Source organism: Natronolimnohabitans innermongolicus JCM 12255 (assembly GCF_000337215.1).
Taxonomy (GTDB): domain Archaea; phylum Halobacteriota; class Halobacteria; order Halobacteriales; family Natrialbaceae; genus Natronolimnohabitans; species Natronolimnohabitans innermongolicus.
Genome location: NZ_AOHZ01000081.1, coordinates 97,453 through 121,957, shown reverse-complemented (window position 1 = coordinate 121,957; position 24,505 = coordinate 97,453). Strand labels below are relative to the sequence as shown.

The 24,505-nt window shown below is 65.9% G+C and carries 23 protein-coding genes; 7 read left to right on the top strand and 16 right to left on the bottom strand.

Annotated elements, in window-relative coordinates:
• Positions 1-225 precede the first annotated feature (225 nt).
• The 4 genes from C493_RS17100 to C493_RS17085 form a co-directional block, all read right to left on the bottom strand.
• A complete protein-coding gene (locus C493_RS17100) occupies positions 226-1,068 on the bottom strand; it encodes a 16S ribosomal RNA methyltransferase A (RefSeq protein WP_049889443.1) in 843 nt (280 codons plus the stop codon).
• Between the two features lie 740 nt (positions 1,069-1,808).
• Complete coding sequence (locus C493_RS17095; RefSeq protein ID WP_007260738.1) at positions 1,809-2,405, bottom strand: DUF655 domain-containing protein; 597 nt, start codon at positions 2,403-2,405, stop codon at positions 1,809-1,811.
• Positions 2,406-2,451: 46 nt separating this feature from the next.
• Positions 2,452-2,808, bottom strand: coding sequence for an RNA polymerase Rpb4 family protein (locus C493_RS17090; protein ID WP_007260737.1), 357 nt, complete (start codon positions 2,806-2,808; stop codon positions 2,452-2,454).
• Between the two features lie 6 nt (positions 2,809-2,814).
• Entirely contained in the window at positions 2,815-3,123 is a 309-nt protein-coding gene (locus C493_RS17085) for a 50S ribosomal protein L21e (protein WP_007260736.1), read from the bottom strand.
• A gap of 234 nt (positions 3,124-3,357) precedes the next feature.
• Here C493_RS17085 and C493_RS17080 point away from each other — a divergent pair, with 234 nt between their 5' ends.
• Entirely contained in the window at positions 3,358-4,047 is a 690-nt protein-coding gene (locus C493_RS17080; RefSeq protein WP_007260735.1) for a helix-turn-helix domain-containing protein, read from the top strand.
• An 18-nt stretch (positions 4,048-4,065) separates the two neighbouring features.
• Here C493_RS17080 and C493_RS17075 read toward each other — a convergent pair whose 3' ends face one another.
• The 3 genes from C493_RS17075 to C493_RS17065 form a co-directional block, all read right to left on the bottom strand.
• Positions 4,066-4,797, bottom strand: a complete 732-nt coding sequence (locus C493_RS17075) for a phosphatase PAP2 family protein (RefSeq protein ID WP_007260734.1) — start codon at positions 4,795-4,797, stop codon at positions 4,066-4,068.
• 8 nt (positions 4,798-4,805) lie between these two features.
• Positions 4,806-5,447, bottom strand: coding sequence for a phospholipase D-like domain-containing protein (locus C493_RS17070; protein ID WP_007260733.1), 642 nt, complete (start codon positions 5,445-5,447; stop codon positions 4,806-4,808).
• 182 nt (positions 5,448-5,629) lie between these two features.
• A complete protein-coding gene (locus C493_RS17065) occupies positions 5,630-6,625 on the bottom strand; it encodes a hypothetical protein (protein WP_007260732.1) in 996 nt (331 codons plus the stop codon).
• 151 nt (positions 6,626-6,776) lie between these two features.
• Between C493_RS17065 and C493_RS17060 the strand changes: the two genes are divergently transcribed.
• Positions 6,777-7,460, top strand: a complete 684-nt coding sequence (locus tag C493_RS17060; RefSeq protein WP_007260731.1) for an MBL fold metallo-hydrolase — start codon at positions 6,777-6,779, stop codon at positions 7,458-7,460.
• A 52-nt stretch (positions 7,461-7,512) separates the two neighbouring features.
• Here the strand turns inward: C493_RS17060 and C493_RS17055 are convergent, their stop codons facing one another.
• Positions 7,513-8,748, bottom strand: coding sequence for a PQQ-dependent sugar dehydrogenase (locus tag C493_RS17055; protein WP_007260730.1), 1,236 nt, complete (start codon positions 8,746-8,748; stop codon positions 7,513-7,515).
• A 178-nt stretch (positions 8,749-8,926) separates the two neighbouring features.
• Positions 8,927-10,054 carry an RNA ligase gene (locus C493_RS17050; RefSeq protein WP_007260729.1) on the bottom strand — a complete coding sequence of 376 codons (1,128 nt, stop codon included), beginning with the start codon at positions 10,052-10,054 and terminating at the stop codon, positions 8,927-8,929.
• A gap of 118 nt (positions 10,055-10,172) precedes the next feature.
• Between C493_RS17050 and C493_RS17045 the strand changes: the two genes are divergently transcribed.
• The 3 genes from C493_RS17045 to C493_RS17035 all read left to right on the top strand — a co-directional run bounded on the left by C493_RS17045 (position 10,173) and on the right by C493_RS17035 (position 12,095).
• Positions 10,173-10,619, top strand: coding sequence for a hypothetical protein (locus C493_RS17045; protein WP_007260728.1), 447 nt, complete (start codon positions 10,173-10,175; stop codon positions 10,617-10,619).
• 98 nt (positions 10,620-10,717) lie between these two features.
• On the top strand, positions 10,718-11,392 hold the full coding sequence (locus C493_RS17040) for an RNA ligase partner protein (protein WP_007260727.1): 675 nt from the start codon (positions 10,718-10,720) through the stop codon (positions 11,390-11,392).
• A gap of 175 nt (positions 11,393-11,567) precedes the next feature.
• Positions 11,568-12,095, top strand: a complete 528-nt coding sequence (locus C493_RS17035) for a DUF7097 family protein (RefSeq protein WP_007260726.1) — start codon at positions 11,568-11,570, stop codon at positions 12,093-12,095.
• A 15-nt stretch (positions 12,096-12,110) separates the two neighbouring features.
• On the opposite strand, the gene ppc is transcribed toward C493_RS17035, so the two are convergent.
• The 5 genes from ppc to C493_RS17010 form a co-directional block, all read right to left on the bottom strand.
• Positions 12,111-14,801 (bottom strand): phosphoenolpyruvate carboxylase, encoded by a 2,691-nt coding sequence (ppc, locus tag C493_RS17030; protein WP_007260725.1) that lies wholly within the window; start codon positions 14,799-14,801, stop codon positions 12,111-12,113.
• A 478-nt stretch (positions 14,802-15,279) separates the two neighbouring features.
• Entirely contained in the window at positions 15,280-16,227 is a 948-nt protein-coding gene (locus tag C493_RS17025; RefSeq protein WP_007260724.1) for an isocitrate lyase/PEP mutase family protein, read from the bottom strand.
• Between the two features lie 75 nt (positions 16,228-16,302).
• The gene (locus tag C493_RS17020; RefSeq protein ID WP_049889442.1) at positions 16,303-16,947 is read right to left on the bottom strand and encodes an isochorismatase family protein; all 645 of its coding nucleotides are present in this window, start codon (positions 16,945-16,947) and stop codon (positions 16,303-16,305) included.
• A gap of 36 nt (positions 16,948-16,983) precedes the next feature.
• Positions 16,984-18,843: a hydantoinase B/oxoprolinase family protein gene (locus tag C493_RS17015; protein ID WP_007260722.1), complete on the bottom strand. Its 1,860-nt coding sequence runs from the start codon at positions 18,841-18,843 to the stop codon at positions 16,984-16,986.
• Entirely contained in the window at positions 18,840-20,900 is a 2,061-nt protein-coding gene (locus C493_RS17010; protein ID WP_007260721.1) for a hydantoinase/oxoprolinase family protein, read from the bottom strand. Before C493_RS17010 ends, C493_RS17015 begins: the two co-directional genes overlap by 4 nt.
• A gap of 153 nt (positions 20,901-21,053) precedes the next feature.
• On the opposite strand from C493_RS17010, the gene C493_RS17005 reads away from it, so the two are divergent.
• Both C493_RS17005 and C493_RS17000 read left to right on the top strand, forming a co-directional pair.
• Entirely contained in the window at positions 21,054-21,722 is a 669-nt protein-coding gene (locus C493_RS17005) for a helix-turn-helix domain-containing protein (RefSeq protein WP_007260720.1), read from the top strand.
• A 418-nt stretch (positions 21,723-22,140) separates the two neighbouring features.
• Positions 22,141-22,443: a hypothetical protein gene (locus C493_RS17000; protein WP_007260719.1), complete on the top strand. Its 303-nt coding sequence runs from the start codon at positions 22,141-22,143 to the stop codon at positions 22,441-22,443.
• Between the two features lie 41 nt (positions 22,444-22,484).
• Here C493_RS17000 and C493_RS16995 read toward each other — a convergent pair whose 3' ends face one another.
• Positions 22,485-23,195: a phosphoglycerol geranylgeranyltransferase gene (locus C493_RS16995; protein ID WP_007260718.1), complete on the bottom strand. Its 711-nt coding sequence runs from the start codon at positions 23,193-23,195 to the stop codon at positions 22,485-22,487.
• A 73-nt stretch (positions 23,196-23,268) separates the two neighbouring features.
• Positions 23,269-24,273, bottom strand: coding sequence for a hypothetical protein (locus C493_RS16990; RefSeq protein WP_007260717.1), 1,005 nt, complete (start codon positions 24,271-24,273; stop codon positions 23,269-23,271).
• Between the last annotated feature and the right edge of the window lie 232 nt (positions 24,274-24,505).

The window sequence follows — 24,505 nt, the reverse complement described above, 5'->3', positions numbered from 1 at the left end:
GCGAATGATCTGCGCAGCTATGAGTATTCGTCGGTCGACGCCGACCCTGCGAGCGCGTCTCGAACGGTGGTCGGGATCAGAATCGGGACCGGCTCCGGGCGGACGGTCCGTCGTCTCAAACTGCCGGACAGCACGAGTTGCCGATCGGTCGCGCTCTGCGGTCGTCGCCGTCGGAGCCGGCCGCGAATTCGCGACCGACGTCGCACTGACTGCTGTCCAACAGTATCACTGCCCCTCGCCGGGTTCGCCGACGTCGAGAGCCAACTGCGCGAGCGCGGCGAACGCCGCGGGCGACATCGCGTCCGCACGCTTTTGCAGGACGTCGTCGTCGGCCGCCTCGACGACCGCGTCGGGAGCCTCGAGTCCCGAGATGTGGGCCGTGTTCCGGATCGCGTTCCGAATCGTCTTCCGGCGCTGGGTGAACAGCGCCTTGACGAACCGCAGGAAGAACGCCTCGTCGTCGACCTCGTAGTCGGGCGCTCGAGGCTCGAGCCGTACCACCGCGCTCTGGACGGCCGGCGGCGGGGAAAACGCCTCCTTCGGGATCGACTCGACCAGTTCGGCGTCGGCGTAGTGCTGGGTCGACACCGAGAGCCGTCCGTACTCGCTGGTCCCCGGTTGGGCGACCATCCGTTCGGCGAACTCCTGTTGGAACATCAGGACGAGCGGGCGCTGTTCCGGCAGCAAGCGGAACGTGATCTCGCTCGAGACGCCGTAGGGCAGGTTCGAGACGGAGGCCGTGAAGTCGGGGAGGGCGACCTCGAGGGCGTCGCCCTCGATCACGGTCAGCCGACCCGCGTCGATCTCGTCGGCGAACTCCGCCTCTAAGAACGCGGCGAGTTTCCGGTCGCGCTCGACGACGGTCACTTCGTCTGCGATCGCCAGCAGTCGGTCCGTCAGTGCGCCCGTCCCGCCGCCGATCTCGAGCAGGTGGGAGGTGTCGGCGTCGATTTCGGTGAGATAGGTCGGCAGCCGATCGAGAACGCGGTCGTCGACCAGGAAGTGCTGGTCGCGGTCCGGATCGCCGCGGACGCCCGCCCGCGCGATCAGTCCGTCTGGGTCTCTCATTGCCCGGGTTTGGGTGGGCCCCGGTGTAAACGCACCGTCTCGCCTGCGAGACGCTCCAGACGGCGCGCGCTCGAGACCGCCGTACTCGTGCTCGAGGGACCGACCGCGCCCACCGGTCGAGCCGCCGTCTCGAGGATTCGGTTCCGGTTTCGTGTCGCGCTCGAGTCGCCGTTTGCGGTGGCGCGCGCCGGGATTCGGTGAGTGACGAACGAACTTCGTCCCGAAACCGTGCGCGGTCTTCGCGAGCATCGCGAGCGAAGGCGCGGGGGACGTCTCGCGTCTTCTATCGGTTGAGAGAACGGAGTGAACGAGCGAATCGGCTGGGGAGATCGATGCGATTTCCCGTAGCCAGGGAATCAGGGCCTTGGTTTCGACTGATTCCCCTCGAGTACTGATCCCTCTCGAGTACTGGATCAAAACGCCACGCGGTGTCCTACGACCGTGGCAACGAGGAACTGCCTCTCCCTCCCCAGCCGATTCGCTCACTGCGTTCGCTTCACCCCTCGCACGGTGTCGTCGATCGGTCTTCACTCTCGTTCAGACGCGATCGACAGCGCGCGCCACCGCCTGCCGGGTTCTCGGTCCAGTGTGGTATGTCCCTCGGTCCGGTGTGGTACGTACGTGTACGACCCGTACTCACCGACCGAGTGCACTCGGGATCGGTGCCCGAGACAGCGGTGTCAGCGGCCAGTCGACGCTTCTGGCGGTGTCGCCGCTGCACCTCGCCGCGCGAAAAGCAGCTACTGATTCTGTTCCTGTTCCTGCCGCCCGACGAACGTCTGGTACTTCAGATCGTCGTCGCGCAACTCCTCGATGATGCGTTCGACGAGGATTTCGTCGGGGTCGTGCAGCCCCGAGACGCGCTCGGAGAGTTCCTCGAAGCTCTCGAAGGGCTTGCGCTTGCGCTCGTCTAAGATGCTGTTGCGCAGTTTCTTTCCGATCCCCGGCAGGAGATTCAGCTGGTGGAGCCGCAGCGTGATCGGTTGGGCGTCGTTGTAGAAGTCGACGAACCGCTCTTCGTCCTCCTCGACGAGGTCCGCGACGACGTACTCGAGTTCCGACTGGGCGCCCGAGGAGAGGTCCTCGTACTCGACCTTGTGGGCCTCGGTGACGACGTCGCGCGCTTCCGGCGGTTCGATGCCGACCTCGCTCCCGATGGTCAGCCGTTCCTCTTCGTCGAAGGCAACCTGATAGAGCTCGAAATCTTCGGTCTCGAGGGCGTAGCCGGCCGGCGACTTCTCGTACTGCGGACGATTGTCGCCCGAGAGCCCGTGTGCGAGGTAATCCAGTACGACTGCACGACGGACGTTCGCCCCGCCGCTATCGGATTCGGTCATTGAGATAACCATACGGCGACGCCGTACTTAAAGAGTCGGCCCGCCGTCAGGCGTACTGCGCGATGACGTTGAGAATCTCGTCCAGTTCGTCACCGGACAGCGAGTAGCGTTGCTGTGCGAACACCGAACGGAGCTCGTCGCGGTTGCGCGGCATGAGGTTGGCGATCTTGTACGCCGTCGGCTCGTCGATCTTCTCCAGTTCCTGGAGGTCGTCGACGAGCTGCTGGGCCTCCTCGGGCTCGAGGACGGCAAAGCGGTTGGCGTGTTCGATCGCGCGGGCGAGCTCGTACGGTAGCTCGCGGTCTTCGTCTAACGCGCGTTCGGCTTCGATGTCGGCGAGCAGCTCCTTCGTCTCCGAGACCGTCAGGAACTCCTCGTCGACGATCTCTTTGAAGATCGTCATCCTGGCTCAGATCCGGGACTTTTCCTGGTTCTGGGCGCGCAGGTGCGCGGCGGTGACGATCAGCGTCTTCTCCTTTCCGCCGTCCGTGATCTGGACCTTGAACGCGGCGCCCTGTTTCCCGACGACTTCGCCGGTCTGGCCGTCGAAGCGCGGGTGGAAGCGACCCTTGTGAACGCTCGGGTCGATCTTCAGGTGGACCTTCTCGCCTTCTTCGTACTCCTGAATCGCTCGCTGTGGCGGCGAGGTGCCGCGTTCGCGCGGATCGTTCGATAGCTTGCCTCGCGTTCCCTGACGTGGGCCATTAGAGTGGGGCATAGTCGTACGACCCTCTTACGCGGTGACGGTTATAAAACGCACGTCTTCCGGCCACCGATTTCGTCGCGAGACCGGCGACCGCCCGGTCGTGACGAGCGCGGTCCACGTCTCTCGTATCGCGCCGTTTCGAGTCCGCGTCGTCATTGCGTCCGTCGATTTCGTTCGGTGGAAAGGGCGTGCTAACGATCCGTTTGCCGACGGATAATTATCAGCGTGCGCTCCAGTAACGGTGGTATGCGCCACTACGACGTTCGACTCTCTCCGCCGACGGGGTGGTTTCACCCGTTCGAGGAGCGACTCGAGCGGACGGAGGGAGTGCGTCGCGTCGCGATCCATCGCGTCCGCCGTCTCGACGACGATTGGGGAGTGGTGCTCTACGAACTCGCCGGCGATCGCGAGCGAGCCGAAACCGTCCTCGAGGCCGAACTCGACTCGCTCGGGTACTGGATCGAGGCGTTCGACGGCCGCATCTTCGTCTGTGCCGAATGCGAACTCACCGAGACCGTCGACGATCTGCTCGGTATCTCGCGAGCGCATCCCGTCTTCGTCGATCCGCCGATGACCTACACCCGCGACGGCGATCTACAGGTAACGGTCGTCGCCACCGAAGACGCGTTTCAGCAGGCGCTGGCGGCCGTTCCCGACGACGTTTCCGTCACGCTCGAGACGAAACAGCCCTTCGAGCCCGAAGAAAACGTGTTTCTCGCGAAGCTCACGCCGACACAGCGCCGGCTGTTCGAGACGGCGATCGATCTCGGCTACTACGGCTCCCCGCGCGAGACAACGTACGAGAAGATCGGCAGCGAGGTCGACCTCGCCGGCGGCACCGTCGGCGAGCACCTCCGGAAGATCGAGGCGAAACTCGTCAAGCACGTCGTCTCGGAGCCGGTCGTCGAGTCGAACCAACGGACGACGACGCAGTGACGAGCGTCGACCGGCGGCTCACGACGGCTCGCCGAATCCGATCGGACGACGATCGACGGCGATGAAGTGCCACCAGACGTAGCCCCCGACGCCGCCGGCGAAGAGGGCGACCTCCCAGAGTCCGAACGGCCCGACGAGCAGGTTCGCGAGCAGGCAGATCGACGCCGAACAGACGCCGAGCGAGAGCGCGATCGAGACGCGGTGGTCGGGCGCCCGCGCCGCGAGCCAGTGGGCCGACAGGAGCAGCGTGTTCCCGATCAGCGCGCCGGCGACGACGTCGACGAGGTAGTGGACGCCGAGCGTGATTCGCGTCAGGCCGACGAGCGAGACCATCGAGAACGCGCCCAGATACCGCTGGAGTCGGGTCCCAACGGAGAGATACCGCGCCAGCGAGAGGTAGATCACCGTCGTCGTCACGGCGTGGCCGCTCGGAAAGCCGGCGCCGCTGTCGACGACGGCCAGTTCGAACAGCGGCTGGAGGAGCGTCGGCAGCGACTCGAGGGCGACCAGCGGCTGTTCGGGACGGGGGACCGGTGCGACGATTTTGATCGTCCGCCAGATTCCGGTTCCGGCGACGAGCAATCCGCCGATCACGACGGCATCTTCGCGGTCGTGAAACCGGTAGACGCAGGCGATGATCACCAGTGCGAACCAGATCGCGCCGAGCTGGGTCGCCATCGCGACCGGGAACGCGAGCGCGTCCGGGACGAACTCTTGCAACAGGTCGACTTCACCGAATCCACGCGTCATCGGCCACCTCACGTCGCCAGGGACAGCATAACGAACAGTCCCAACAGGACGAGCACGACGTACGTCGACGGCTGTTGAACGATCGTCCGCCCGGAGAGCAGTCGGGCCTTGTTCGTCCACACGGTGACGGTGTTAAACAGCATCACCGGCCGGAACGTATCGCGATAGCGAAACGGCTCGCAGATCGAGAGGAGTCCTTCGGTCCACTCGAGGAACGGTTCGATCTCGGCCTCGTCGCCGTCGTCCGGTTCGACGAGGACGCTCAGTTCGATATTCTGCTCGAAGGCGACCCGCGTCAGGTTCACCGAGCCGACCATCGCCATCGGATGGTCGCCGGTTCGAACGTAGAGCTTCGCGTGGAGACAGCCGTGTGGATACTTGTACAGCTGAATCCGCTCGTCGCCGTCGTCGAGACGACGGAGGTCGCGGGCGATTTCGGGCGTGAACTGGTCGGCCGTCGGGCTCACGACGACGACAAGTTCGTTCTCCGGGGATCGCTCCAGAAAGTGCTCGATATCGGGACGAATGAGTCTGTAGGCACTGTTAGTAAAGTAGCCGGTCACGAGGTAGACCGTTCCGTCCTCGTCGAAAAGTTGGGTGATACCGTCCGTGACTCGCGTATCACCGCTCTGATTGCTAATTAATTCCATGGAGGGCACCGTCCGCAGCTGGGACGTTTCGTATCGGTGACCTCGATGCTGTTCCCATATAGACTTTTCTTTGTTGATCATTGGGGTGTGAAACAGGGGCATGGGACTGCGACCGGCCGCCGGTGCTCGTCCGCCGTGATCGCCCCGCTGTGACCGTCCCGCCGTTACACCCCGCGCGTCGCTCAGTCCGAGGGCCGACGTGCGAGCTGTGAGCGAAAGATCGGTTCGAAGCTCTCGACGTAGTCGCACACGTCGACGGAGTCGACGTCGTCGGCGTACGCCACGGCCGCGTCGTACTCCTGGCACCACCGGTCGACGAACGCGGCCTCGATCTCCGAGTCGCGGATCCGGTCGACGACCGGCTCGACGGTCGACTCGGTCGGAGACTGGTGAATCGCCCGGAGTTCGGTTTCCGAGACGAGCCCCGACTCGAGGGCGCGGACGACGACGCCGGAGCTGTAGTCGCCTTCGGCGAGTTCCCGTTCCCAGGTCCCGATCCAGTTGCCGATGCGGGCCATCCGCTGGGTTCGATCGACGACGGTTCGGATGGCGGCGAGTTCGCCTGCGTCGAAGGCAGGGCTGTTCGCGAGGTCGATGTCGGCGAAGACGAAGATCATCATATTGTGCGCGTCGTACGTCCAGAGTTCGCGTTCGCCGGCGAGGCCGGGGCGGTCAGCGATGAGTGATGAGTAATCGACCGACTGCAGGGCCTGTCGGACGTCGAACCGTAACAGATCTTCGAACGCCGGGGCCCGCGGACTCTGGTCGTAGAGCGCCAGTAGCCCGTCCCAGAGCTCCTGCTGGAACCGCACGTACTCGCCGTCGACGCCGTCGCGGGTCGGTTCCGCGGGGCGGCTCTCGAACGGAACCGTGAGGAGTTCCTCGAGGGTCTTCCGGTCGCCGTGGCGTTCGGCGACGTCGTCGACGACGGTGATGAACATCGTCGCGAGCACCTTGGCGTCACGGGCGCGTTGGGCGTGGGCTTCGTCGAGACAGGAGAGTCGGAACTCGGATTCGACGCGATCGAACCATCGCCAGGTCGTCCGGTCGCGGTCGCCGATGCGCTCGTCGTAGGCGTCAGCGAAGGGCTGGATCGTCTCCGAGAGGGTCCGCGTCGGCGCATCCGCGAACGGATCCGACTCGACCTCGAGTGTTGGGAACGTGACGTTTACGCTCATTGGACTACTGTACACGGCCGAAAATAAATATATCTTGTTTCTTATTATAATTGAGAATATAATCAATATTATGGCATGGCTCGGCGTGAACAGCCTTCGGTCGCCGCCGAGAACGGACACGATTTTCGTTCCGGACCGAAACAGGGCGCGTATGGAAGACGACCAGCGCGATGCGGGCGTCCACACGCTCCCGCTGACGATCGAGTACGGCGGTCGAGAACTCACGGTCACCCCGACGCTCGTCGAGACCGAGCGCGGGCCCGTTCTGATCGACGTCGGCCCGGCGAACGCGGTCGACGGGCTCCGAACGCACCTTCGTTCGCTCGGCTACGAACTCGAGGACGTCTGGCTCGTCCTCGCGACCCACCACGACGGCGACCACGTCGGCGGCCTCGCTGACCTGCTCGAGGCCGTCGACGCGGTCGTCGCGACCCACCCCGAGGAAGCGCCGTATCTCACGGGCGAGCGCGATCCGATCAAAGGCGACGGGGATCGGTACCCGCCGGTCGACGTCGACCTCGAGGTGGTCGGCGGCGTCCGCATTCCGACGCTCGCGGGGCCGATGGAGATCGTCGAGACGCCCGGCCACACGCCCGGACACGTGTCGCTGCACTTTCCGGAAGACGGGCTCTTAATCGCGGGCGACGCACTCGTCTCCGACGGTGACGAGCCGCTTTCGGGGCCGAAGCCGGAGTTCACGCCGGATATGGATCGCGCGTACGGCTCGCTCGAGGCGCTCTCGAGTCGCGGGATCGAACACGTCGTCTGTTATCACGGCGGCTACGTCGATAGCGGCGGCGATCGGATCGAAGAGATCGTCGCGGAGCGATCGTAGCCGCTCGCTTTGGGGGCGCCACTCGAATCAGGAGTTAGCTTCGTTGCTCCGGTTACTCCGGCACGAGCCTGACGATCGGCGCGTCGGCGTCGTCGACGGCGACGTAGATGTAGTCGGTATCGGGCGCGACGGCCACGTCGCGGATCCGCCAGCCGCGGGTTTCGAGTAACTGATCGGTCTCCTCGACGTCGGTGCCGTCGACGCTGAACCGTCCGAGGTACTCGCCGGCCAGGTTGCCGACGAACAGGTCGCCCTGCCAATCTTCGAAGGCGTCGCCGTCGTAGAAGGTCATTCCGGCGGGCGGAAACCCGCCGCTGTTGCACTCCCAGTAGTAGACCGGATCGACGATATCGTCGTCGTCGAAGGGGTCGTCGCCGACCGGCTCGTCGGTGCCGTACTCGCAGCCGGTGTGGGCGATCGGCCAGCCGTAGTTGCCGCCTTCCTCGAGGACGTTGAGTTCGTCGCCGTCCTCCTCGCCGTGCTCGCTCTGCCAGATCTCGTCGGTCTCCGGGTGGACGGTCATCCCCTGGACGTTCCGATGGCCGTAGCTGTAGATCGCGTCTTCTACGTCGTCCCCGTCGACGGCGTCGCCGTCTGCTCGAGGGAGTTCCGTCCCCTCGCTGTCGACGAACGGGTTGTCGTCCGGAACCGACCCGTCCGGCTCGAGGCGCAGCGTCGCGCCGAGTTCGTTCGTCGGGTCCTGGGAAACGTGCTCCGGGCCGAAATCCTTGAATTGCCGGTCGCCGGTCGTCACGTAGAGTGCGCCGTCGGGACCGAAAACCGCACGCGAGCCGAAGTGGCCGCTGTCCTCGACGAACGGCTCCGCGACGTGGAGTTCCTCGAACTCCTCGAGGGCACCGCCCTCGCCGTCGTCGTCGACCTCGAGTCGGCCGCGGCCGAGGTGCGTCGCCGACTCGCCGTCGTCGTTCGTCGCGGCGTAGGTCAGGTAGACCCAGGGCTCCTCGTCGAAATCGGGGTGGAGGGCGACGTCGAGCAGTCCGCCCTGACCCTCGGCGAAGACGTCCGGCGTGCCATCGATCGTTGCAGCCTCGTCTTCTTCCCTATCGATCAGGCGCAGCGCTCCCTCCCGTTCCGTCACGAGCAGCCACGGCTCGTCCGGCACGAATTCGAGGGCCCAGGGGTGGGCCAGCCCGTCGACGACGGTCTCGACCTCGCCGGGGAAATCGTCCTCGTCGTCGAGCAGACTCGTACAGCCCGCGACGGAGAGCGCGCCCGCCGTCGCGCCGGCCGCGAGCAGGGATCGTCGGGTGTACTCTGGCGTGGACATCGGTGGACTCCCGTCTCGACTATCGTCCGGAGACAGTTGAAGGGTATCCCAGCGACCGCCTTCCGACCGCGTTCGCTCGAGTCCCGACCTCGCGCTCGTACGGACGACCGTCCGTCAGTTCCGGCGCACCCGCGACACGTCCTGCGATTGCGCCGGTACAGTGGTACAGCAGACCGTCTCACTCCCGAACGATGTGCCCCTCGAGGTAGTTTCGCGTCTTGTCGGTGGTCGATTGCGTCCGCTTCAGGAACGTACAGACGCGGTCGCCGTCCTCGCGGCGATCGGCTTCGATCTCGAGGTCGAGTCCCTGATTGCAGAGGTGCTCGAGCAGGGCGTCGACGGCCTCCGGGGCGGCACGGACGGTGTGACGGTCGCCGGCGTCGGCGCCCTCGTCGACAGCGTCGATCGTCTCCCGCATCGAGAGCAAGATCGCCTCACCCAGATCGTGGGCGCGCTCGCGCGCGGCCGCGTCGGACTCGTCCCACTCGACGCTCTGGAACGCCTCGCGGACGAGCCGGCGGAACACGAACGATCGCCCGTAGTCGAACGGCAACGAGAAGGCGTACGCGAGGTCGCCGCGGTTCGCGGCCGCGGTCGTGTACTTGAGTTGCGTCCGACCGTCGGTCGACTTCATCACGACGCCTTCCCGCCCCTCGTCGTCGAGCGCGTCGACGATCGGTCTGACCCAGCTTGCGGCGTCCTCGACGGCGTACGTCCCGAACAGTCGAACCTGCGGAACGCCGAACCGATCGTAGCGCTCGCGGCGCATCTCGACCGGCAGGGGTTCGCCCGTCTCGCGGTCGCGCCAGTCGAACGCCCGAAACGCGAGCGAGTCGATTTCGGGGTAGTCGTGGGCCGTGTAGGGATTCTCCGGCCCGACCATCTCGCCGCAAACCATCGCCTCGGGGTGGGCGTCGAAGAGCGCCTCGAGGTCCAGCCGTCGCTCGACGAGTCGGGTCGTGAACGGGCAGATCATCCCGCTGCGGGTGAACGCGAGCACGTCGCCGTCGACCCGGGCCACTCGAACGTTGTAGCCGTTTAGCTTCTCCTCGACCGCGATTTCGGCGGTGTCGGCCGCGAACTGCGCCGGAATACCCGTCCCGAGGACGAGCGCCCGCGGGACCTTCGGGAAGCCGCGGACGACCGCGCCGTCGAGTAACGCGGTGCCGCGCTCGACGCCCTGTCGGTGGTCCGGAAGGTGGCGGTACGACCGACCCTCGTACTCGCGGCGCTCGAGGTTCGACTCGAGGGTTCGGAAGGCCCCCTCGCCGATCCCGAGCGTTCGGTGGTATTCGGTAACACTCATCACGAAGCGGTACGGCGCGGCGGGGCAAAAAACGCGCACCCGAAGCCGTCGGCCCGGCCGGTCGCGGCGGTTCCCGGAAACGGAATTCTCATCGGTCTCGAGGCACAACGACAGTTCAATGCGACTCGAACTTCGCGTCTGTCAGCACTGTCTCGAGGGCGACGACGGACACGGCGGCGAGCAGAAGTCCCAGCTCCTCCAGGATATGGTCAGCTGCGCCGAGGTGATCCAGGAGCACAAAGACGCACTGGACCTCGAGGCCGTCCACATCCGGCGGGTCCGCGACGACGAACAGGGCAAACCCGAGGCGCTGCCCGTCGTGGCGGCGACGATCCAGAACGACCAGATCGTTCTGAACGACACGCAACTGGTCGCGGAGGGCGAAGACGGTAACATGTTGCTGTACGCCAATCCGGACGACATCCTGACGGTGCTCGCGGGCAACGTCGACGAGATCAGCAAGGTCGCCCCCGGCGACGTCTCCGTCGAACTCTCCTCGATCGGTGCGGAGATCGTCTCCGAGGCCGGGCTGGGTGCGGATCCGGAGAAACAGCCCGACGTCTAGGCGCCGTTCCGGCGGTCGAAGCGTAGCCCGCGACGCGGATCCATTTCCGGCCCGCGACCCGGGTCCACTTATTTCCCCGTTCGCCACGAACACGCGGTATGGCCACCGAGGCGTTCAAACAGCGGTTCGTTCTCGACACCTCGCTGTTTATCACCGAGGAGATCCGCCGCGACGACGAGTCCCTCGAGGACGCCGTCCTCCGGTTGCTCGAGTTGATCGCGAACGCGCGCCTCAACCTCGGCATCTCCTGTTACGTGCCGCCGACGATCCACGACGAGTTGACGACGATGCTCGCGGCGCGAGATGTCGACGACGAAATCTACTCGAAGCTCAACACCTGGGTGATCCGAAAACACCCCGATCGGTACGCGGTTTCGGTGCCCGCGAACGTCGTCTACAGCTTCGTCGACGAGATGAGCGACCGCGTCGACCGCGGGCTGCGCGTCTCCGAGGAAGCCGTCCGCGAGGTCGAGGCGATCGACGACGGACCGCTCGCGGATCACGAGCACATGACCGAGACCGACGCCGTCATCTCGGATCTGCGCGAGAAGTACCGTCGGGCGATGCGCACCGGCGTCCTCGACTCCCGCGAGGACTTCGACCTCCTAATCTTGGCCCGCGAACTCGAGGCCGGCGTGGTCACCGAGGACAACGGGATCATCGACTGGACCGAGGACTTCGGGCTGCGCTTTATTCGCGGGCGGGAGTTTCCCGACCTCCTCGAGCAGTACCTGACCGCGGTCGATTCGGACTCGAAGCGGACGGTCGACTGAGGCGGGCCATCGTAAGAGGCCGACTCGAGCAGTCGCTCGTCGTTGTCGTCGATCGGTACCATATCGTTCGTTTCGTTCGTACCGTTCGCGTCGGTCACGATCACACCGGACGGTCGCTCGTCGAACGGCAGCCGTGAGGTTCAACTCCGCCGCGTTCGAACGGGTGCTAACAGACATGGAGAAGACGCCACGGGGAACGTCGGTCGGCGTCGACGATCCCTACGAGTTCGCCGGCGTCTGTGACTACCTCACCGGCGACGGAAACTGCCGGTACGCATTCGACCACTACGAACACGACCCCGAGTTCGCCCGCGAGCGCGCCGAAGACGACTACGAGTGCCCCGTCGTCGACCCCGAGTCGGACTGGTCGTGGGCCGACTGTCCGCAGTTCCGGTCTCGCAACCGCGACCGAGAGTGCGTCCGCTGCGGGCTTGAGGAAAAACGGATGGCCCACGACGACGAGCGCCCGTTGCTCGAGGAGCACCACCTCTCCTACGCTCGAGACGGCGAGCGGCTGACCCACGAGATCACGGTCTACCTCTGTCGGTGGTGTCACGCCAAGGTCCACAACTCGTGGGCGCGGATCACCGACGACGCGTCGCCGGAACCCGACGCCGTCGCGGAACTCGAGGGGCGCCGGAGTCGCGAGTACGACGAACTCGGCTTCGAGTCGGCCGCGGAGCGATACGGCGAGGACGAGTAGAGTCGGAGCCTCCCTCTACCCGGTGTTTTTCATCCCGGCGGCGATCCCCTTGACCGTCAGCCGCAGGGTCCGTTCCTCAAGGTCCGTGCGGTGATTCTGCCCGAGCAGGTGGACCTGCAGCAGGTTCAACGGATCGACGTAGGGGTTGCGCCGCTCGAGGTTCTCGCCGAGCCAGTCGCGGGTGTGGAGCGTCTCGCGCTGGGCGATGGTGGTGATCAGGTCGCTCGCGCGCTCGTACTCCGCGGAGACCCGCGGGAAGAACCGCTCGCGGAGCTCCTCGTCGGCGAGGTCGGCGTACTGGTCGGCGATCTCGAGTTCGCTACGCGACAGCGAGAGCGAGGCGTTGTCGAGCGTGGTCCGGAAGAAGGCCCACTCGTCGTACATCTCCTGGAGGGTTTCGACGGCTCCACCGTCGTCCAAGTAGGCGTCGATCCCCGATGCGATCGCGTACCAGCCGGGGAGGATACACCGCGACTGGGTCCAGGAGAACACCCACGGGATCGCTCGCAGGTCCTCGACGGTGCGCTCGCCGCTGCGCGAGGCCGGCCGCGATCCCAGGTCGAGGTTCTCGATGACGGTGATCGGCGTCGCCTGCTCGAAGTAGCGGACGAAGCCGTCGCTCTCGAGGAGGTCGCGATACTCCCGGCGGGCGGCGTCAGCCATGGTCTCCATGGCCTCGACCCACTCGTCGGGGACGTCTTCTTCGGGCTGGTCCATCGCGTCGAGGCGCGCGCGCAACTGGGCGTTGAGCATCTGTTCGATGTTGCGCTCGGCGATGCGGGGGTTGGCGTACTTCTCGGCGATGGCCTCGCCCTGCTCGGTGAACTTGACCTGCCCCGTCACGGTCGAGTTCGGCAGCGCGAGCAACGCTTCGTTCATCGGGCCGCCGCCGCGGGAGATCGAGCCGCCGCGGCCGTGGAACAGCCGCATCGTCACGTCGTGGTCGTCGCAGATCTCCCCGAGGCGGCGCTGGTTCTTGTACAGCGACCAGTTCGCGGCGAGAAAGCCGTTTTCCTTGTTCGAGTCGGAGTAGCCGAGCATGATCTCCTGGGTTCGGCCGCGGGCCTCGAGGGCCTGCGCGTAGGCCTCGTTCTCGAACAGCGTCCCCATGATCCGTCGGGCCCCAGAGAGGGCGTACTCGGTCTCGAGCAGCGGCACGATGTCGATCCCAGAGTGCTCGGGCAGGGAGACGACGCCGGCCTGATCGGCGAGGAACAGCACCTCGAGGACGTGACTGGGCTCTTCGGTCATCGAGATGGCGTAGGTGTCGATGGCCTCGACGCCGTATTCGGTTTGCCAGTCGCCGAGGCTGTCGAACAGCGTCAACACCCGTGCGGAGTCGTCGGAGAGATCCGCCGTGTCCGTGAGGTCGACAACGGGATCGTCCTGGAGGACGGCGTCGGTCAACAACTCGACGCGTTCGTCCTCGGAGAGCGCTCGGTAATCGATGCCCTCTCGCTCGAGGGCTTCGGCGATGGCGTCGGTATGTTTCTGCTGGTGTTCGCGCAGGTCGAGGCTGGCAAGCGAGAAGCCGAAGGTGGCGACCTGCCGGCGGATGGGGTCGACGTGGGCGTCGACGACGCTCTCGGCGCCGTTGTCCCGCAGGCTCTCGGCGATGATCTCGAGGTCCTCGAGGAGGTCGTCGACGTCGTTGTAACCGCCCGGGCGCACGTCGCCGACGCGTTCGAGGCGCTCGCGCATCAGCTTGAGCTTCTGGCGGTAGGGCTCGTCGGGGTAGCGCTCCTCGGCGGTGCGTGCGCTGCCGGGCAGGCGCTCGCGGTCGTCCTCGAGGGAGGCCGCGAACGACGAGCCGGGGTCGATGCGACTGCCGTCCTGGCTGAGGACGCCCGAGAGGCGTTTGAGTTCGTCGCGGTACTTCTCGAGGACGACCTCGCGCTGAGTCTCGAGGGTGTTGGCGGTGACCTCGGGGGTGACGTAGGGGTTGCCGTCGCGGTCGCTGCCGGCCCACGAGCGGAACTCGAACAGTTTGGGAATCTCGAGACCGCCGTCGATTTCGTCGTCGATGGCGTCAGCGAGTTCGTCGTAGACCTCGCCGACGACGTCGAACAGCGTGTTCTCCAGGTACCACTGGACGTTTCGGGCCTCGTCTTCGGGTTCGGGCTGGCGGTTGCGGACCTGGGGGGTCTGCCAGAGGCTCGTCACCTCGGCGTCGATATCGCGCCAGACCTGTCCCGCTTCCTTGTCGGTCAGTAGCCGTTCGTCCAGCGTCTCGATGTGCGTCGAAATCGTCCGCAGCTTCGACTTGACGGTCTTCCGACGCGCCTCCGTCGGGTGGGCCGTAAACGTCGGCTCGATCAGGACGTCGTCGAGCACCTGCGTTACCGTCTCCGTGTCGCTCTCGCCCAGTTCCGCGGCGGCGGTCTCGAGGCTGTCCTCGAGGGTCCCCTCCTGGGAGGCCGTTCGGATCGTGCGAACGCGCTCGCGTTCCTCCGCGAGGTTGATTAGCTCGAAGTAGGTGGTAAAGCCGCGAGCGACGATCCCCTGCTGGTGGGGGGAGAGTCCCTCGAGTTCCGAGATCAGCGGTTCCCGGGACTCGAGGTCACCGGAGCGATAGTCGATCGCTGACCGGCGACACGACTCGACCGTATCGAACGCCCGACGCGACGTCTGGTCCTCGAGGACGTCGCCGAGCAACGCACCCAGTTCGCGGACGTCCTGTCGAACCGCCCTGTTGTGTAGAACCATACCGAGACCGTACGACTACGACCCCAAAAATCCCCGTGTAGACGGCCTACACGGACGATAATAGAAGTAGATGATAGTTACTGGCGGTTATTATTTCCCCGGAAATTGAATAAATACCAATAGCGGGCGACGACAGTAGCTGTGGGCTGCTCACCGCCGTGAGCCGCCTACTGGCGACCGGTCACAACTCGACACCGAGTACTCATTTTCGAGTTGCCAACTCCGGCGCCATTAACTATCACGAACGTCCGTTGTGGTTTCGCGAGTTCGAACGCGCCGTACTCCGCCGGCGCGCGGTGTGACCGTCGCCAGCGACGTCCCCGGCAGCGGGCCGTCAGAGTGGCCATCGATTAGTACTGCCGGACAGACCTATTCGACGCTCGGTCGCTCGAATTCGGCCGTCGCTGTCGGAGACGGCTAGACGTTCGCGACCGACGGTGCACTGACTGCTGTCCGGCAGCATACCGGGCGCCGTCGATCACTCGCCCTCGAGGTCGTCGCCGAGCGATCCCTCGTACTTCTCCTGGTCCTCTTCGGGGAGGTACCGCTCCTCCCACTCGACGACCTCGGGGAAGCCCGAGAACTCGTGGAGGCTCCCCAGCGGCCGGTCGTTGAACGCGTCGTCGATGTCCCGCATCGCGTCGACGGGGTCCTCGGCGAACGCCGCCAGATCGGCGTGGACGTTCGCGATCGTCGACAGCGTCGACGCGATCGGAAAGAGCACGAGGTCGAAGCCGTACGACTCGAGCGCCTCCAGCTCGACGTACGGCGAGGAGCCGAGGTCCCCGACGAAGTTGTAGACGAGCCATCCATCGACCTCGCGCCCGATGCGCTCGAGTTCATCCTCGTCGGTCGGCCCCTCGACGAAGGCGACGTCGGCGCCGGCCTCGAGGAAGTCGTTGACGCGGCCGATCGCCTCGTCGAGCGAGCCGTCGCCGGTGCCGCGGGCGTCGGTTCTGGCGATGAGCACGAACTCCTCGCCGCGCTCGTCGCGGACGTCGGCGGCGGCGCGGATCTTGCCGACCGCCTCCTCCCGTGGAACGACCTGTCGGCCCTTCGTGTGGCCACAGCGCTTGGGGAAGGTCTGGTCTTCGATGTGGATCGCGCCCACGCCGGCTTTGATGTACTCGCGGACGGTTCGGACGACGTTCGTCGCGTTCCCGTAGCCGTTGTCGGAATCGGCGATCAGCGGCACGTCGATGCGCTCCTGGATGGTCGCCGCGTTGTCGATCATCTCCGGCATCGTGATGAGGCCGGCGTCGGGGTAGCCCGTCTTCGAGAGCGAGGTTCCGTACCCGGTCATGTAGATGGCGTCGAAGCCGACGGCGTCGGCGACGGCCGCGGTGAGCGGGTCGTGGACACCGGGACAGACCAGCAGTTCGTCGCGCTCGAGCAGTTCGCGGAGTTGGGCACCTGCGTCGGTCATGGCCGATCACTCGGGAGTAGCGGGGAAGTCGGTGTCGATGCGGTTCGCGGGTCGTCGGTGGAATCGGGCGTTGTCTCACTCGTCATTTGCAGGGAACGTCTCGAGTCGCTCGAGGAGGTGGTCGGTCGTCACGACGTCGCCGTACTTCGCGTCGATGTCGAAGAGGTTCGCGTGATGCGGGCCCTCGGCGCGGTCGCCGACGGCATCGGCGGGGACGATCGTTCGGTAGCCGTGCTGGAGGCTGTCGACCGCCGTCGCGCGGACGCAGCCGCTGGTCGTCACGCCCGTCAGCACGAGCGTGTCGACCCGATCCGTCGTCAGTTCCGTCTGCAGGTCGGTCCCGAAGAAGGCGCTCGCGTACTTCTTCAGAATCACGCGCTCGTCATCGACGGGCGCGACGCGGTCGTCGACATCGACCGCGTCGGTGCCCAGTCGCAGTTCGCGAAGCGCAGGCACCTTCTCGACGAATCGCCCGGCGTCGCCGTAGGACTCCTCGTAGGCGACCGTCGTGAAGTACCGCGGCAGGTCGCGCTTGCGGAAGGCCTCGAGCAGTCGGCTCGTCTCCGCGAGGACGTCCTCGACGTCCGAGCCGAGACTCCCCTCGGGATCGGTGAAGGCGTTGATCAGGTCGATCACGAGCAGTGCGGGACGGTCGCCGAGGCCGACGCTCGAGCCGAAGTCGGTCTCGTCGTAGCCGTCGAAGTCGTGTGGCCAGTCCATCGTGCGGTGGGTGGTGTGGCGTTCGTCTCCCACGAGTCAGTCGTGTCGATCCTCGAACTCGCGGCGTTCAGCGGCGATGCGTTCCTCGAGGTCGGCGTCGTCCGGCAGCGGCCCGTAGTCGAAGGCCGCGGGCTCGTCGCGTTCGGACCGGAGCTCCTCGCGGCGGTCCGCGGTCGCCGCCTCGTCCACGCCGCCGTCGTCGGCGAGGACGACGCCGTACTCGTCACTGGCAGCTGATTCCGTCACGAGGCCGCGCTCGACCTCTTTCGCGACGACCGCGGGGTCGCGCTCGAGCGGGTCGCCGAGTCCGCCGCCGCCGGCGGTGCTGAAGACGAGTTTGTCGCCGGCCGAGACGGGAACGTTTTCGACCTTCGAGGGGAGCTCCTCCTCGGTGCCGTCGGTTCGGAGTAATTTCTTCTCGCTCGTCTGGGCGTGCTTGCCGCCGTCGACGCCCCACGGGTACGTGTGGGCGCGGTCGTCCTGGAACGTGATCGCGCCCTCGGCCTCGAAGGTGTAGACCTTCGTGATGCCGTGGCCGCCGCGGAACTCGCCGGCGCCGCCGGTGTCGGCGCGGGTGCTGTACTCGTCGATGGTCAGGGGGTAGTAGGCCTCCTGGTACTCCGCGGGGACGGTCCGGAACAGCGGCCACCAGGAGTGGCCGTCGAGACCGTCGCCGCCCGGCCGCGCCGGAATGCCGCCGTAGAGGATCTCGAGCATCTGGAAGTCGTTGCCCTCGGAATCGGTGCCCGCGTAGACGAGGTTCGGCGAAGTCCCGTAGCTGCCGGCCACGGAGAAGCCGTCGATGAGCTTCGAGAACGTCGCCTGCAGGACGTCGAACTGGCGGGCCATCAGCGGCAGGCGGTTGCCGAGCGCCGCCGGGAACTCCGGCTGGACGACCGAGCCCTGGGGCAGCGTCACCTCGAAGAGGTCGTAGTAGCCGTCGTTGAAGGTGAGCAGGGGGTCGAAGGCCATGATGAGGAAGACCCCGGTGAACATCTTGAACATCTGCTCGTTCAGCAGGAAGTTCACCGTCCCCGGCACCTGCTCGTCGGTTCCGGTCCAGTCGAGGTAGACCGTATCGCCCTCCCGGTAGATCTCGAGGTGGAGCTTGATCGGCCCGTTGCCCATCCCGTCGTCGTCGACGTAGTCCTCGAAGGTGTAGCGCTCGCCCTCGGGGACGAACTCGTGGATGAGGTCGATCATCCCGGCGCGAGTCCGGTCGAGGATGGCGTCGCAGGCCTCGACGTACGTCTCCTTCCCGAACCGGTCACAGAGTTCGTGGACGCGCGTCTCGGCCGCTTTCGTCCCCGCGGCCAGCGCCTTGATGTCTGCCTCGGCGTGCTCGGGCAGGCGCGTGTTGTGCGCGAACGTCTCGAGCAGTTCGCTGTCGAACTCGCCTTCCTTGTAGAGTTTGACCGGCGGCAGCCGCATCCCCTCCTCGAAGATGGTCGTCGCCTGGACGGGCATGCTGCCCGGCGTCTTCCCGCCGACGTCCATCAGGTTCCCCCACTGGCTCGAGAAGCCCACGAGATCGCCCTCGTAGAAGATCGGACGCAACAGGAGCATGTCCGGCGTGTGCGAGACCGCGCCGGCGCAGGCGTAGGGATCGTTGGTCGCGATCACGTCGCCGTCGTTCAGGTCGTCCCGGTCGAACGGCGAGTTCTCGAGGATGGTGTCGATGGCGGAGCCGAACTGGCCCATCACCATCCGCCCCTGGGCGTCCGCGATGAGCGGGAACTGGTCGGACTGCTCGCGGATGACGGGGCTGATCGCGGTCGTTTCGACGACTCGGTCCATCTCGTGGCGGGTGTTCGAGAGCGTGCTCTCGATGATGTCGAGCGTGGTCTGGTCGACGTCGTGGTCGCCGACGAAGTCGGGGGTTGCGGTGTCGCTCACTGGTCTTCACCTCGGGTGATTTCGATGTTCGCGTAGCGGTCGATCGTCGCGACGTGGTCGGGCTGGACGACGACCGTCGAGTCGTCGTCGGTGACGATCGCCGGCCCGTCGAGTTCGTTGCCCGGCCGCAGTTCGGTTCGGTCGTAGATCGGCGTCTCGTCGGTGTCGCCGTCGAAGTAGACGTCGTCGACGTCGATCTCGGCGTCGCTCGGATCCGCATCGCCCAGTTCGCGCTCCTCGATCGTGACGCCCTGTAGCATCCCCTTCCCGATCACGCGAAGGTTGGCGATCTCGAGGGGCGCGTCGAGCGAGAAGCCGAACTGGCGGTCGTGGCGCGCTTCGAAGTCGTCTCGGATCTCGGCGAGCCCGGTCTCGCGGAGCTCGTCGATCGCGATCGGGATCGACATCCGGATGTCCTGGCGGAAGTACCGACACTCGGCGACGTAGTCGAACGCGTGGTCGTCCTCGGGAACGCCCTCCGAAGCGAGCCACTCGCCGGCCTCGGCCTCGAGTTCACGCAACTTCTCGTAGACGTCCTCGCCGTCGACGTCGTCCTCGGTCTCGAGGTAGGTCTCGGAGAACTCGTTCTGGACGTCCGAGGTGAGAAAGCCGAACGCCGACATGACGCCCGGTCCCGGCGGGACGATCAACGGATAGGCACCCATCACGTCCGCGAGCGCGTTGGCGTGCATCGGCCCCGCGCCGCCGAAAGCGACGAGCCCGAACTCTCGAGGGTCGTAACCGCGCTCGACGCTTACGACGCGCAAGGCGCCGTGCATGTTCTCGTTGACGATGTCGAGGATCGCTTGCGCGGCCTCCTCGACCGTGCTCCCGCGCTCGTCGGCGACCGTCGCGACGGCGTCGCGGGCGGCCTCCCGATCGAGTTCCATCCGGCCGCCGAGGCGAACCGACTCCGGAATCCGACCGAGAACGACGTTGGCGTCCGTGACGGTTGGCTCCTCGCCGCCCTGTCCGTAACATGCGGGCCCGGGATCCGCGCCGGAGCTCTCGGGGCCGACCTGCAGCGACCCGCTCAACTGGACGCGGGCGATCGATCCCCCGCCCGCGCCGACCGTGTTCACGTCGACGGAGCGGGATTTGAACTCGCGATAGCCCACCTTCGTCTGGCGCGTCGTCTCCGGACTGCCGCCCTCGACGAGCGAAACGTCCGTCGAGGTGCCGCCCATGTCGAGGGTGAGCACGTCCGGGACGCCCTTCTTCGAGGCGATCGTCGCCGCGCCGACGACGCCGCCGCTCGGCCCCGAGAGCGCGAGTTCGACCGGCCGCTCCGTGGCCGCGCCGGAACTCATCAAGCCGCCGTCGGAGCGGACGACGTTCATCGTCGCCGTCGAGCCGGCGTCGGCCAGCGAGTCGTCCAGCTCCTCGAGGTACTCGATGACCGTCGGGCGCGCGTAGTCGTTGATGACCGTCGTCAGCGTTCGCTCGTACTCGCCGTACTCCGGAACGATCTCCGAGGAGATCGACACCGGCAGCTCCGGGGCTTCCTCCGCGACGATCTCTCGAACCCGCTCCTCGTGGGCCGGGTTGAGATACGCGTTCAGCAGGGCGACCGTCAGCGACTCGACCCCGGCGGCCTCGAGGTCGCGGACGGCCTCCCTGACAGCGTCCTCGTCGAGGGGCGCCGTCTCCTCGCCGTCGGGCGAACTGATCGTCCCGTCGACGCCGCGGGTGTCGACCAGATCCGCGAGCGGCTCCGGCTTCTCCATGTCCATCCAGCCGTACAGCGGGCCGGGGGTCCACGCTCGAGCCAGGTGGAGGACGTCCTCGTGACCCGAGCTGGTGATGAGGCCGACTCGCGCTCCCGTCTCCTCTAAGAGCATGTTCGTCACGACCGTCGTGCCGTGAAAGAGGAGTTCGAGGTCGGCGACCGACGTGTCCGCCTTCGTCGTCGCTTCCTCGATGCCCCGAATGACGCCCCTGGAGGGGTTTTCGGGTGTCGAGAGCACCTTGTCTATCGTGAGTTCGTGTGTCGCTTCGTCGAAGACGATCACGTCCGTGAACGTCCCACCGACGTCGACGCCGAGGTTATGTGTCATATGGTATCGTACAGTGTGGGGTGTGGTCGCGTTGGGGAGTAAGGATTCCCCCAACAGCTGTTGGTCCGTTATATTCTCCGTTCGCTACTCGGCCGATTCCCGGTTCGACGCGCAGCTTTTTATCCTTGGGTTGTCTCCACACACCACGCTGAGATGTTCACCGCGACGCTTCATTTCACCCAGCACCGAGAGTGCATCCTCCGACGGCTCACGGCGGATCTCGAGTCGCCCATTCCGATCGAAATCGAGGAGATTCAGAACGGGTTCGTGACGTTCGTCCTCCGGGCGGGCCCGCACGCGGACCCGTTTCAGTCGGCACTCGAGGACGCGGACCACGTCGAACACGTCGACCGACTCGACGAGGAAAATCTGCTCGTGACGAAACCGTCCTGCGGGGCGTATTCGGCGATCTACCAGAACCACGGGACGCTGCGGCGGGCGAATACGGTCTCGGGGCGCCAGCGCGAGTACAACGTCCTCGTCTTCCGACGCGAGGATCTCAAAGCCATCATCGACGACTTCGAAACGTTCGGAACCGTCACGCTCGGCAAGCTCGAGGAGTTCCGGGCGACCGACTCGCCGCTGACCGAGCGCCAGCGCGAGGTCGTCACCGAAGCCCTCGCGCGCGGCTACTACGACTGGCCCCGCGAGATCACGAACGAAGGGCTCGCCGAGGAACTCGGAATCAGCCGCGCGACGCTGCACGAACACCTCCGCAAGGCCGAGCACACGCTGCTCTCGGCAGCGCTGGCAAACGGGTACCGGCAGACCGGTCGCGGCCAGTTCGAGCGCGTCGACCTCGCGCTCGAGGGTGACGATTGAGCGACTCGTGTGGACTCGAGTCGTAACAGTAGATAGTAGTACAGTTTCTTTATACAGAGTTCTGTGCGAAACTCGTGTTCAATATAGGTGGAGACGTTACCGTTAGCAGCCGCGAGCGAACGGAGTGAGCGAGCGGGCCAAGGAATCCCTCGAAGCCGCGCCAACGGCGCGGCTGAGGGGGTGACGCCGCGCTTTTCATCAACGTTTTGCCGAGTGCGGTCGCGAAGCGACCGCACGCAGAGCAAAAGGTTGGCACCTGTAGGTGACGAATCGACCAATTAAAATTCGCGGTTCTACCTGAATAAAGAAGCCGTATTACCAACTACTGGTAACGCAGCATTGACTGCACCTCTCGAATCCGACTCGAGCACGCCGCAGTTCCCGAGTCGTTTTGCCGGTAGGGAGCGTATAGCCGCCGATGTCGACGACGTGTGCGCTGTGTCGGCGCGTCGTTCCCGACGAGCGTATCGACGACCCCCAGGTCGTACAGGAACACCACCTCCGACCCGAAGAGCGCGCCTCGAGTCCGACGGTACTGCTCTGTCGCCCCTGTCACAAGCAGATCCACGCCGTCTTCTCGAACGACGAACTCCGCGACGAGTACGATACGATCGCTTCGCTCCGCGCTGCGAATCGGTTACAGGCGTACCTCGAGTGGATCCGCAACACGCGAAAACTCGATATTCAGGTCGAAAACGGCGACCGAACGCGGTCGGGCTGACGGCCGTTTCGCTCGCCGCTCGAGTTTCGGCCGACTTCCGCTCAGACGTCTCGAGCCGCCTCGACCGTCTCGCGAACCGCCTCGACACCCTCATCGTGGGCCAGGTCGCCGACGACGATCACGTCGGCGTACTGGGCCATCGTCGCCGCCGACTCGTAGTCGTGGATTCCGCCGCCGTAGAACAGCGTCGACTCGTCGGTCGCCCCGGCGGCCGCCTCGACGACGTCCTCGTCGCCGAACGTACCGGAGTACTCGAGGTAGACGATCTCCTGGCCGAACATCCGCTCCGCGGTCTCGGCGTAGGCCGCGACGTCGTCGGCGTCGAGATCGCAGTCGGCCTCGGTGTAGGTCGCGACGTCGGATTCGGGGTTCATCACGATGTAGGCCTCCGTCCAGGTGCGATCCCAGTCCATGTCGCCGTCGAGGCGGACCCACTCCTTGTGGGCGCCCGTGATCCAGAACGGCGAGCCGGCGTTGAAGACCGTCGGGATGAGATACCCCTCGAGCGCGCGGTTGTCGATGACGACGTCGGGGCTCGAGGGTTCCTGGTAGAGGGGGACGTTGTGTTCGGCGCAGGCGTCGACGACGGCTTCCATGTTCTCCTCGGTGATCCCCATCGTCCCCCCGACTTCGATCGCGTCGGTGCCGGTCGCACAGAGATCGCCGTAGGTGACGCCCTCGGGAAGCTCCTTGTCCGGATCGATCTTGAGAATATGGTTCCAGTCGTCCCAGGGGCGAGTAGAGGTAGTCATACCGCCCCGTTTCCCGACAACCGGCAAAAACGCTACGAATCGGTCGCCGGTCGAAAACACCCCGAAGAATCGCTCACGAGCCCCGTTCGGCGATGCGCGCGGAGAGATCGAGGAGGTCCCGGACGGCCGACAGCGCCTCGTCGACCGCCGACGGATCGACCTCGAGGCTCCCGCGACCATCGTCGCCGGAATCAGCCGCTGAATCGGCCTCGCTCGAGTCGGACGCGAGCGACGGGACGGACAGGCGTAACACGAGCGTCTCGCCGTCGGTCAGGAAGTTCGTCGTCGGCGGGAGTACGGTCGCGTACCGGGCGGCGAAGGGCTGGAGGTGCGCCGCGGCGCCGGGGATGCGGAGCTCGATGGTCCCCTCTCGTAGCGAGTGGAGGAGGCGATGGTCGTCGGCGAGCGACGGCCCGTCGATCGCCACCGTCGCGCTGTCGGTCTGCGCCGACGCGTCGGCCGCCTCGAGGTCGACCGACGGCTCGCGTTCGGCCAGGTGGGCGCGGTAGTCGTCGACGATCGTCGGCGCGTCAGATGTGCGTCCCCGATCACCGATCGCAGCCGCGAGCAGCGACGCCCGAAACGCGCCGCGTTCGGTGTCGCGGGCGGCGAACCGATCCCGAAGCGACTCGAGCGAGATCGTCGCGTCCATCGGTGACTCGGCGCCGGTCGTCCCGGTCTCGAGCGCGGCCGCCGGTGCGACCGCTACCGTCTGGCAGTCGTCCCACTCTCCGTCCAGCGCGCGGTCGCGTCGCGTCCGAATCGACTCGAGTGCGTCCGCGTCCGCGTCGGCTTCGAGTGCAGTGTCGATCGTCAGGACGAGGAGGACTCGTTCGTCCGCGATCTCGAGGCCAGCCTCGATCGCGGCCCGTTTCCGGTCGGCATCGAACTTGACGGTTTCAGTCCCGCCGAGGGAATCCCGCGCCTCGAGGACGGTCGTCGGTTCGGTCTCGCCCTCGAGACCGCTCGCCTCGAGCAGCCACGAGCGAAACGCGGCCGAACACGTCAGTTCCTCGAGGACGATCAGCGAGACGTCTCGAGCCGTAACCGACTCGAAGCGAACGGGGTCCGTGGGCATCTCTCTGTCTCGGTGCTGGCGGGCCGCCGACAAGAGCGTTCGGCTCTCGAGTCGATCGTCCGAACCTATCGTTCAGTACAGCGAAGTTTTTTTACCGGGGTCCTCCCTCATTCGCTTCGCTCACTCGGTCGAACCCCGGCAAAAAACGTCGATGAAAAAAGGCCGCCGTCGCGGAGTTTCACTCCGCTCCGGCGGTGAATCGCTCACTTCGTCCGCGAATGCTCGAGCGCAA